Annotated in this window: 11 protein-coding genes; all 11 read right to left on the reverse strand. The window is 40.1% G+C overall.

Translation table 11 applies throughout. The features are described from left to right. On the reverse strand, positions 1 to 698 hold a 698-nt coding region (locus tag E1176_RS10610; RefSeq protein WP_155210586.1), incomplete at its 3' end, for a PAS domain S-box protein. A gap of 133 nt (positions 699 to 831) precedes the next feature. Beyond that, on the reverse strand, positions 832 to 1,209 hold the full coding sequence (locus tag E1176_RS10615) for a DoxX family protein (protein WP_155210587.1): 378 nt from the start codon (positions 1,207 to 1,209) through the stop codon (positions 832 to 834). A gap of 61 nt (positions 1,210 to 1,270) precedes the next feature. Then, on the reverse strand, positions 1,271 to 3,274 hold the full coding sequence (locus E1176_RS10620; RefSeq protein WP_222933130.1) for an ATP-binding protein: 2,004 nt from the start codon (positions 3,272 to 3,274) through the stop codon (positions 1,271 to 1,273). Between the two features lie 172 nt (positions 3,275 to 3,446). Beyond that, complete coding sequence (locus E1176_RS10625) at positions 3,447 to 3,983, reverse strand: DsrE family protein (RefSeq protein WP_155210589.1); 537 nt, start codon at positions 3,981 to 3,983, stop codon at positions 3,447 to 3,449. Between the two features lie 15 nt (positions 3,984 to 3,998). Beyond that, the gene (locus tag E1176_RS10630; protein ID WP_155210590.1) at positions 3,999 to 4,487 is read right to left on the reverse strand and encodes a rhodanese-like domain-containing protein; all 489 of its coding nucleotides are present in this window, start codon (positions 4,485 to 4,487) and stop codon (positions 3,999 to 4,001) included. Then, positions 4,484 to 4,705 carry a hypothetical protein gene (locus tag E1176_RS10635; RefSeq protein ID WP_155210591.1) on the reverse strand — a complete coding sequence of 74 codons (222 nt, stop codon included), beginning with the start codon at positions 4,703 to 4,705 and terminating at the stop codon, positions 4,484 to 4,486. The genes E1176_RS10630 and E1176_RS10635 overlap by 4 nt, the downstream gene beginning before the upstream one ends. Further along, positions 4,706 to 5,029: a rhodanese-like domain-containing protein gene (locus E1176_RS10640; protein WP_155210592.1), complete on the reverse strand. Its 324-nt coding sequence runs from the start codon at positions 5,027 to 5,029 to the stop codon at positions 4,706 to 4,708. 91 nt (positions 5,030 to 5,120) lie between these two features. After that, the gene (locus E1176_RS10645; RefSeq protein WP_155210593.1) at positions 5,121 to 6,074 is read right to left on the reverse strand and encodes a sterol desaturase family protein; all 954 of its coding nucleotides are present in this window, start codon (positions 6,072 to 6,074) and stop codon (positions 5,121 to 5,123) included. 6 nt (positions 6,075 to 6,080) lie between these two features. Next, the gene (locus E1176_RS10650; protein ID WP_155210594.1) at positions 6,081 to 7,007 is read right to left on the reverse strand and encodes a sulfurtransferase; all 927 of its coding nucleotides are present in this window, start codon (positions 7,005 to 7,007) and stop codon (positions 6,081 to 6,083) included. Continuing rightward, the gene (locus E1176_RS10655) at positions 6,994 to 7,455 is read right to left on the reverse strand and encodes a monoheme cytochrome C (protein ID WP_155210595.1); all 462 of its coding nucleotides are present in this window, start codon (positions 7,453 to 7,455) and stop codon (positions 6,994 to 6,996) included. Before E1176_RS10655 ends, E1176_RS10650 begins: the two co-directional genes overlap by 14 nt. Positions 7,456 to 7,461: 6 nt before the next feature. Next, positions 7,462 to 8,682: a sulfite oxidase gene (locus E1176_RS10660; protein WP_155210596.1), complete on the reverse strand. Its 1,221-nt coding sequence runs from the start codon at positions 8,680 to 8,682 to the stop codon at positions 7,462 to 7,464. Between the last annotated feature and the right edge of the window lie 35 nt (positions 8,683 to 8,717).

Genomic DNA, 8,717 nt, shown 5'->3' on the forward strand with positions numbered 1-8,717 from the left:
AATTCTTTATTTAAAAACTTGACTTCATCATTTTCATAATCGGTGATTAATAGTGCAACGGTGAGATTTTCAAAGACGTTATCAAAAAGCTGTTTTTGAAGTTTTACTTTTTGTTGTGAGCGCTCCTTCAGGCGTTGCTCTGTTTTTGCTTCGGTAATATCTCTGGCACTACAACTCACTCCTGTAACTACATTATTGGTAATAATTGGGGTAAAATGGTTTTCGCTATAAAGTATCTCACCATTTTCACTGTTTTTAGAAACATCGATAAATTGCTCTCCTGCTAAGGCTCTATCGTAATACTGTTTCCACCAATTTCGGGTATCTTCATCAAACACCTCACTAAGTAAGTAATCCCCTTCTTTAGGGTTTGGAATAAATCGCTTGATAGATGTGGCAAATTGCTTGTTGAAAGCTGTAAGGCAGTAATTACTATCAATAGACCAAAGCAGGTTGGTTGAGTAATCTACCAAATTAGATTTTGCCTTGAGGGTCGCTTGGTTTGAAGGCTGGTCGGTCTTAAATATTTTAACAATGTAGTATGACAGTGCTATAAAAAACAGAAAGTTTAGCGGGATTAAACTCACTGACTGGTAGGGTAGAGGTATGTACGATTTTATTAAGAAATAACCAAGAAAATTAACAACTACAAAAATCAGAACGGCTAAAGTATACTCCTTGAGGCTGATTCGGTACATTGGTAATTGACTATACAATTAGAAGAAACAAAACTTTATATTTATTCTATGTAAAATACTGAAAAATAGCTTCTTAATGAAGCAATATCGCGTCTGTTTTGCAGACGGATTGTGATTAAACGGTATAAGTCAATCAGTTCATAAGCATTGGGAGGTATTTGCGCCAGTTTTCGCCAATAACCCATAGCAGGATGCCAGTCAGTATGATTGGTAACAACAAACCCTCACCTACATAAAAGTGCGTAAGTAAAATTCCTATCATAATTGGTGTGATCATCACAGCAGCTAATGCTCTGGTTTTAGGAATAATGAAAAGGATGCCGCTTACGATTTCAGCTGTAGCAAGCAGAGGCATGAGCCAGCCAATTTGCATCATACCATTAAACATATCCATCAGTTTTTCTGGCATGTCTTCAGGCATCGGCATGTATTGAAAAAACTTATTGAGGCCTGCATTGATAAACATGAGACCAAAAAGCAGGCATACGACAAATAGAATCTTAGATTTCATCTGGGGGGGGGTGGTTTTGAAATCAAGTTACTCTAAATTATAGTATGGAAAAAGTTAAGCCCTACTGATTCTCTGAAATATCGGAAAGAAGAACTTTAATTATTTGTAAGTCTAACGGCTTGGCAAAATGCTTGTCAAAACCGGCCGCCTGAGCTTGATCAATGGCATCTTCGTGGCCATAACCGGAAGCTGCAAACAGTCTTCCATTATAACCATTGGCTCTAAGGCTCTTTACTACATCGTAGCCAGTCATATCTGGTAAGCCGATGTCTACAAATGCCACTGCGGGCTTTTCGAGAGAAATAAGGTCAATGCCTTCCTGGCCGTTAGAAGCTCTATGGATCTCACAACCCATTTTTTGTAAGATACTTCCAAAGGTCATCAGCAAATCCTCATTATCATCTACCAACACCACTTTCAGGTTGTTTTTGATGCGAACATTATTGTTAGTTTCCGAACCTGAATCTATGATTTGAGGCGCCTGTGGTAGCGAAAGTGTGAATGTAGAGCCTTTGCCGATACCATCACTATGCGCTGTAATATCCCCATCATGCATCTCTGCGAGTTCCTTCACCAGGGTAAGTCCTATACCCATTCCAGAGTTGGCTTTACCTTCAGGTGCCTTTTGGTAGAAAGGATCAAATACTTTTTCCAGCGTCTCTTTGTCAATCCCAATGCCGCTGTCAGCAATCTGAATTTTAATTTGGTTACCATCTGCCCAGCTTTTTAGCTGCAGCTTACCATTTTCCTGTGTATACTTGATGGCATTACTTACTAGGTTAGAGACGATTTGATCTATGCGTGTAGAATCTCCATTTACCCAAAGATTATCTTCAATGTCTGTCTTAAGTTCTATGTCTTTAGGGTTTACCAACTGAAGAATTTCCTGTTTTTTATTAGTTAATAAGTCAGAGACATTAAAAACAGCCCGTTTGAGTTTTACGGTATTTCTACTAATTCTTGAAAGGTCGAGCAAATCATCTAAAAGCTGCGACATGGTAGAAATACCTCTTTTCATTATTCCCATCACCTGGTCCTGAGTGGCGATACCCATATCCAGCATGTCTACACTACCTTTCAGTGAGGCCAAGGGGTTTCGTAGTTCATGACCTAGCAACGATAAGAAATCATTTTTTCGCTTATCGGCTTCTTCCAGTTTAGAAACAGCATTTTTAAGAGAAGATTCTAATTCCATCTGATCTGTGATGTCCGTATTGGTACCAAACCAGTTGGTGATGTTACCATCTTCATCTTTTATCAATTCTGCTCTGGATAAAAACCAACGAAATTCTCCATCCTTACTTTTTAGCGGAAAAGTGTCTTCCCAGGCTTCACCTGCCTCAACATGGTTGTTAAATTTCTCCACTACGCGATCTACATGGTCAGGATGATGTACTTTCATCCAGCCCCAGCCTTTCATTTCATCGAGGGTGGTGCCGGTATAGTCATACCAACGATTGTTGTACCAGTAGATATATCCGGAGCTATCAGTCATCCAGGCCAGCTGAGGTATTGAGTTGGCCATAGTGCGAAATTGCTCTTCACGAATGGCTACGAGCTCCTCCAAACTATCTATACCAGATATTTTATCGTTGAGGTTTTCCGGGTGGTTGAGTGGGGTAGAAGCATGCTTTGTAATATGCTCTACCATTTCACCTGATTCCAGCAGTTTCAAGCCTCCCGACTCATGAGTGGAATTGAAACTGTTTTTATCGATGAGTGCCAGTCCTTTTAGTTTAACTATAAACTCAAGACCTTTATAATCATAGGTAGACTTAGGCGAAAGCTCTATGGCTACAGCACGGCTGCCGTAATTGAGTGCCAATGATTTGTAAAGACTTTCTTGCGCTTTGCTCTCTGTAGCAGTCTTTTTATCTTCGACCTTAACTCTTCCGCCACCTAACTTAATCTGCTTATTATTCTGAATTATGTAGACTTGATCGCGTTGAATACTAGCGCTATCGGTCACTTCCAATACGGGTAGCTCTACATCAGTAAGCTTTATATTATCATTTGTAATGATCAGATAGGCAAACCCCTCATGCTCGATTAGCTTTTTAAGCAAAGCGCTTGCACAATCGACTCTCTCCGCATCGATTTGTATTACTATAACTAGTTTTGGTGACACATGATCCATAAATGAGCACAATTAAAAATAAGTTGACTTGAAGCCAACTTTTACATAGAGCTAAACAGTCGAGAGGAATTAAAGTTTAGCTTCGAATATGAAAAACTACTTAAAAAATTAAGAGTTGATAACCTTCCTTCTGTAGCATGATGAGGGTAGTCATTGCGGAGACAGCCATATCTACATCTGCATGGAGGTCTGTTTCTTTATAGCCTTTTCTAAAAAATGATTGTCCGCATACATAAAATGCAACACCCCGAGCTAGCAAAGCTTGCATTAATTCTGAATTTGGGTTTTGTGACCCCAAAAGCGTCTTATAACTCTCATCGGATAAAGCCAAAGTAGTAGCTCCACCATGAAGCACAATCTTAATATCGAGTTGCTCTGGTGCAATATTGCTGAGTTTATAAAGATTGATCAGACGTGCCACTCTATCAAGATCTTTGTTTAGGGCAGAATGATCTTCCGGTCCGTTCACAATATCGATCACTATTTTCTCACCTGTGATTGGTGTAAAAGCATCTGATGGCACCTTTACCACACCACCATAATTATTTATTTCCGGATAAATAAGATTAGTGTTTGATTGCGCCATGGTGATGTGCGTGAATATTGACAAAATGATGATTAGTGCAAACTTTCTCATAGAAGTTGATGTGATTTAATAAACCTTCTTTCCTTTCTTAAGCCAAATACCCCATGTTTTGTTAAAGGCATGAACATTTTTTGTTTCACAACCATCTTTGTAAACTGATTTGCCCTGGTTAACCCACTCAAACAAGCCACCATATAAGTTGTAGACTCTTGTAAAACCGGCAGCCTGTAGTTTTTCGGTAATTTTCTCACTACGGTAGCCAATACTACAATAAATTACGAGGGGTTCATCTTTAGAGAGGCAAGAGGTTCTTTCGATATCAAAACTGTCGAAACCTACCCAGGTCGCTTCAGCAATGTGGCTTACCTGATACTCTTCCAAAGAGCGCGCATCGATAAAGTGGAAGTTGCCTTTGGCAGCATCTGATATTGAAATGGTGGCTACATTACTGCTAAGTAATGTTTTAAGTACAAGATCGTAAGCAGTACTGCTTACTTTTTGGGCAAAACCAGAGTACATCACAAATATTAATATGGCTGAGAGTATAAATCTCATTTTTTAGACTGAGCAAATTTAAGAATTATGGCGACCATAAGCAGTAGCCATGGTAAACCATGCAATAGCAGATCAAAATAATCCTGAGCATCCATGCCAACACCACCACCAGCAATCCACCTGATTTTACCCAACAGGTGTGGTTCGGGGTAAAAAGGAGCAAGGCCCAGTGTAAGACTTGCCAGCAAGCTTATTTTGAGAAATTGGTTCCTATTCATTTAGGCATTGTTCCAACCGATAATACCGCCAGAAAGATTATAAAGATTTTCAAAACCTATTTTACTCATTTTCTTACAAGCTCTGGCGCTACGGGCACCACTTCTACAATATACCAGGTATGTTTTATCTCGATCAAGTGCTTTTACCTTATTGGTAAAGTCAAATGACATTAAGTTGATGTTGAGATGGTTAGGTATGGCACCGGCAAATACTTCAGCAGGAGTTCTCACATCCAGGATTTGTACATCAGGTTGCGACATCAGCTCTCTGAAGGTGGCACTATCTATATTTTTGTGTTTTGATTTTTTAAGCAGTCCAAACATATTTTATGTGTTAAAACATCAAATCTACGCTAGCAAAAACTACCGCTGTGTAACAAAAGTTACAAACGGCTGCTAAATGTAGATTTCACAGCTAAACTACAGGCTGCTTGCTTTGTGTTTCTTTAACCGGTTTCTCTGTTGTCGTTTCCTCGTTAGGAATGCCCTTTTTTGGATCAAAAATTTTGAAACCATGTAGGTTTTGCTGAGTAAACGTTTTTGGAAATTTCTCAACTCCCGGAAAGCCCAGTTTTATATCACGTCCATCATAAGGTATGTAGTTGGTGCCCCACAAATAGTCCCAAATACTTAGTGTGAGCCCAAAGTTTACTCCAAACCTTCTTTCTTTGGGTAGGTCGTGGGCATGATGCCAAATGTGCATTTGCGGATTGTTGAATACATATTTGAGAGGCCCAAGGTTGATTTTAAGGTTAGAGTGATTAAAGTGACCTACGGCCAGTGTAAAAATGTGGATGATGAAAAAATCTCTCAAACCAATGCCGATCAGGGCCAGCGGTATATACTCAAGTGTTCGATATACAACGTTTTCCATCCAGTGATATCTCAGATGGGCTGCAAAACCCATTTGCTCTACAGAATGGTGTACCTTATGAAATTCCCATAAAAAATCGGAGCGGTGCAGCAGTCTATGTACATTCCATTGTACAAAATCCCTCACCACAAAGCCCAACAAGAGGTGCGCCCAAAGTGGCCATGACATCACCTCAAACGCCACCAGGTTGGTAATGCCGATGGATGCTAATGTATCATTAAAAAAATTGACTACAACATCTGAAGCTGCATTGTAAATGATCAATGAGAATAAGAAAAAGTTGAAGAACATGTAGAAGAAGTCAAGCCAGAAGTCCTTACGAAACCTGGGTTGGTTTTTCCTCCAGGGACTAACAATTTCAAGTAAAAAGAAAAAAGCTGACACCCCTATAAGCCAATAAAAGTAATTGTGCCAGGTGGGGTGAGTAATTTCATGCCACAAGTACGAAGCATAGCCCTTGTAGCCGTCAATGAATATGTCTATGTATTTCTGCATTTTTATTTACTTAAGCACTTCGTTAATTTTCGGTCTCTCCACAGGCAGTTTATGGTAAGTCCACTCTGTCCATGAGCCGTCATAGTTTTTTACGTTATTGTAGCCCAATAATTGGGTAAGTACAAATGTGGTGTGTGCGGAGCGCACACCAGAATGACAATACACAACAATGTTAGACCCAGAATCGATCATATTGCTCGTGTAGTTAGTCTTTATATCATCTATAGTTTTAAATAATTGCTTTTCATAATCTACATTACTGGCCCAATCGATATGAATACTGCCGGGTATTTTGCCACTATCGTATGCACCGGTTTTCATGTAGTAGCCATTATATTCATCTTCAGTTCTACTGTCTATTATCACAATGGTCGTGTCTTTATAAATGGCTATAAGTTCTTTGAGGTCAACAAAACGGGAGGAAGAATAATTTTCTTGAAAGGTAAATTTTGATTGAGGCCTAATGGTTTTTTCATGAGTTAATTGGCCGACAGTTTGCCATGCTTTTACACCACCGTGCAACAAGGCTACATTGTTAAATCCGTAAAAATCGAGCACCCACCATAACCTTGCAGCATCACAAGAGGCTTTGTCGTCATATATAACCAAAAAGTGGTCCCGAGAAATACCGTGCTTTCCGAGCAAATCTTCTAGTTGACTTTTGGAAGCAATTATACCTCCATACGGCAACGTATTTTCCTGTATGTCTGTGCGCCAGATATTAACCGCCCCTGGGATGTGCTGCTTTTGATAGGCTTCAGGTTTTCGCATATCAATTACGACCACTGAGTCCTCATCAATGATAGTCGCCAGGTCTTTAGCCTCGATTAAGCCGTTGTCATACGCAATGACATTAACCTCATTTTTAGCCTCTTGACAGGCAAAACACCCACCTAAACATAATATAAATGCGAATATATTATTCCAATTCATACCATTCTATATCTGTAAGTACTGCCCTACGCCCTTTCTTCTGAGGTGGGTAGTTTGTAACCAAATAGTCAATTATTTTATCTTCATTTTCTCCCAGTTCCCAGAGGCTCTGTGTTTCCTGCATCCATTTAATTATACTTTTCCAGCCCTCTCTATCGGCTTTGTTTTGAATAATTATTTTTGCTGAGTGACATGCTGTACAGTTTTGTACAACTAGCATTAGAGATTCACCATCTTTTAACCCTGTGCGAACGTGTATACCATTTTCAATTAAGTCATCATCTTCAGGTGGGGTGACTTGGGCTATTTCCTCTTTGTTATTAAATAATTTTAGCGCTGGGTCAATTTGGATATAGACGATAGCAACCGCTAATAAAAGGGTCATCGACAGGATTCCAAGTGTAATTCTGTAGATTTTTCTTACTAATTCTACCTGCTCTTTTTCCATTTTCTACTAACTCACCTTTACCGCTATGCGATGGCAGGCATTATTTAAATAGCCCTTTGGGTTCCATCCTGGGATCACCATCGGCTGCATGTGCCCATTTTCATCTGTCGCCCTAACCCATACCTCGTAATATCCATTTATTGGAAAAGAAGCCTTTGCAGACCAGCGCTGCCACGCTAACCGATTAACCGGTGCTTGTAGCTCACATAAATGCCAGGTAGCCCCAAAATCAATTGAGTAGTGTACTTCCTTGACTTGTAACTCCCCGGCCCAGGCATGGCCCCTTATATCAAGTGATTTTTTGTTGAGTAGGGCCCCTGTTTTAGGATAAGTAATGAGGGACTTTACAGGCATAGATTCAATAATGCACATCTTTTCGTCTGGCACATTTGTACCTGGTTCTACTGCTTCGCACGGCACCCGATAGGATTGGCCACCCATTTTAGCACCATCATGTACTTTGTTACGAATCACTAGCCTATTGACCCATTTGCCAGACACTGATGCAGGCCAACCACCGGCAACCAATCGAAGCGGATGCCCATGTGCTATTGGTATGTCCTGACCATTCATAGAATAAGCAACCAGCGTTTCTTCCTGTAGTGCTTTTGCTAAAGGTATACCTCTCGAAATGGGTTCTTTTTCGGGGTTACCACTGAGGTGAGTATCAGTTCCGTAATATCCAATATATACTGCATCTGATTTCAACCCTACATCCATGAGTAAATCTTTGAGCCTAACACCTGTCCAGGAAGCACATGAGACGGCCCCAACCGTCCATTGATTACCTTTGGCTGGAGGATTAAACTCACTACGGCCATTACCCCCACATTCCAGCGTGAGGTTGTATGTATGTTTAGGGAACTTCTTTAAATCAGATAAAGTATATGTTTTAGTTTGTTTGGCAGACTCACCCTCTATGGTAAGTGTCCATTTATTTACATCTATTTTGTTAGGGATCAGGCCATTGTTTCTTACAAACATTTTTGAAGCAGGGGTGACCTCATCATCCAATAAATGCGCTTGCGCCTCGGCATTCCAGGGTCGGTCGTTAAGCACAATCATGTCCTTATGCTTGTCAAACAAACTGTAGAAGTCAGTATTATCCTGAAGAATGACAGGTGACAGCCCTTCCGGAAGGTTATTTGCAAACACTATTTCTGCCCCTACCAATGTAGATAGAGATGCAAGAGCACTTTTCTTTAAAAAACTTCTTCTATTAGCCATTATCCAGGTAATAATATCGGTAATTAACCAATAAC

Source organism: Fulvivirga aurantia (assembly GCF_009711475.1).
GTDB lineage: Bacteria > Bacteroidota > Bacteroidia > Cytophagales > Cyclobacteriaceae > Fulvivirga > Fulvivirga aurantia.

What these genes read in the sequence shown, in the direction of transcription:
- E1176_RS10625 (WP_155210589.1), bottom strand. Translation starts at nt 3,983, where the DNA reads ATGAGAAAGTTTGCACTAATCATCATTTTGTCAATATTCACGCACATC.
- E1176_RS10655 (WP_155210595.1), bottom strand. Translation starts at nt 7,455, where the DNA reads ATGGAAAAAGAGCAGGTAGAATTAGTAAGAAAAATCTACAGAATTACA.
- E1176_RS10650 (WP_155210594.1), bottom strand. Translation starts at nt 7,007, where the DNA reads ATGAATTGGAATAATATATTCGCATTTATATTATGTTTAGGTGGGTGT.
- E1176_RS10660 (WP_155210596.1), bottom strand. Translation starts at nt 8,682, where the DNA reads ATGGCTAATAGAAGAAGTTTTTTAAAGAAAAGTGCTCTTGCATCTCTA.
- E1176_RS10645 (WP_155210593.1), bottom strand. Translation starts at nt 6,074, where the DNA reads ATGCAGAAATACATAGACATATTCATTGACGGCTACAAGGGCTATGCT.
- E1176_RS10640 (WP_155210592.1), bottom strand. Translation starts at nt 5,029, where the DNA reads ATGTTTGGACTGCTTAAAAAATCAAAACACAAAAATATAGATAGTGCC.
- E1176_RS10615 (WP_155210587.1), bottom strand. Translation starts at nt 1,209, where the DNA reads ATGAAATCTAAGATTCTATTTGTCGTATGCCTGCTTTTTGGTCTCATG.
- E1176_RS10630 (WP_155210590.1), bottom strand. Translation starts at nt 4,487, where the DNA reads ATGAGATTTATACTCTCAGCCATATTAATATTTGTGATGTACTCTGGT.
- E1176_RS10635 (WP_155210591.1), bottom strand. Translation starts at nt 4,705, where the DNA reads ATGAATAGGAACCAATTTCTCAAAATAAGCTTGCTGGCAAGTCTTACA.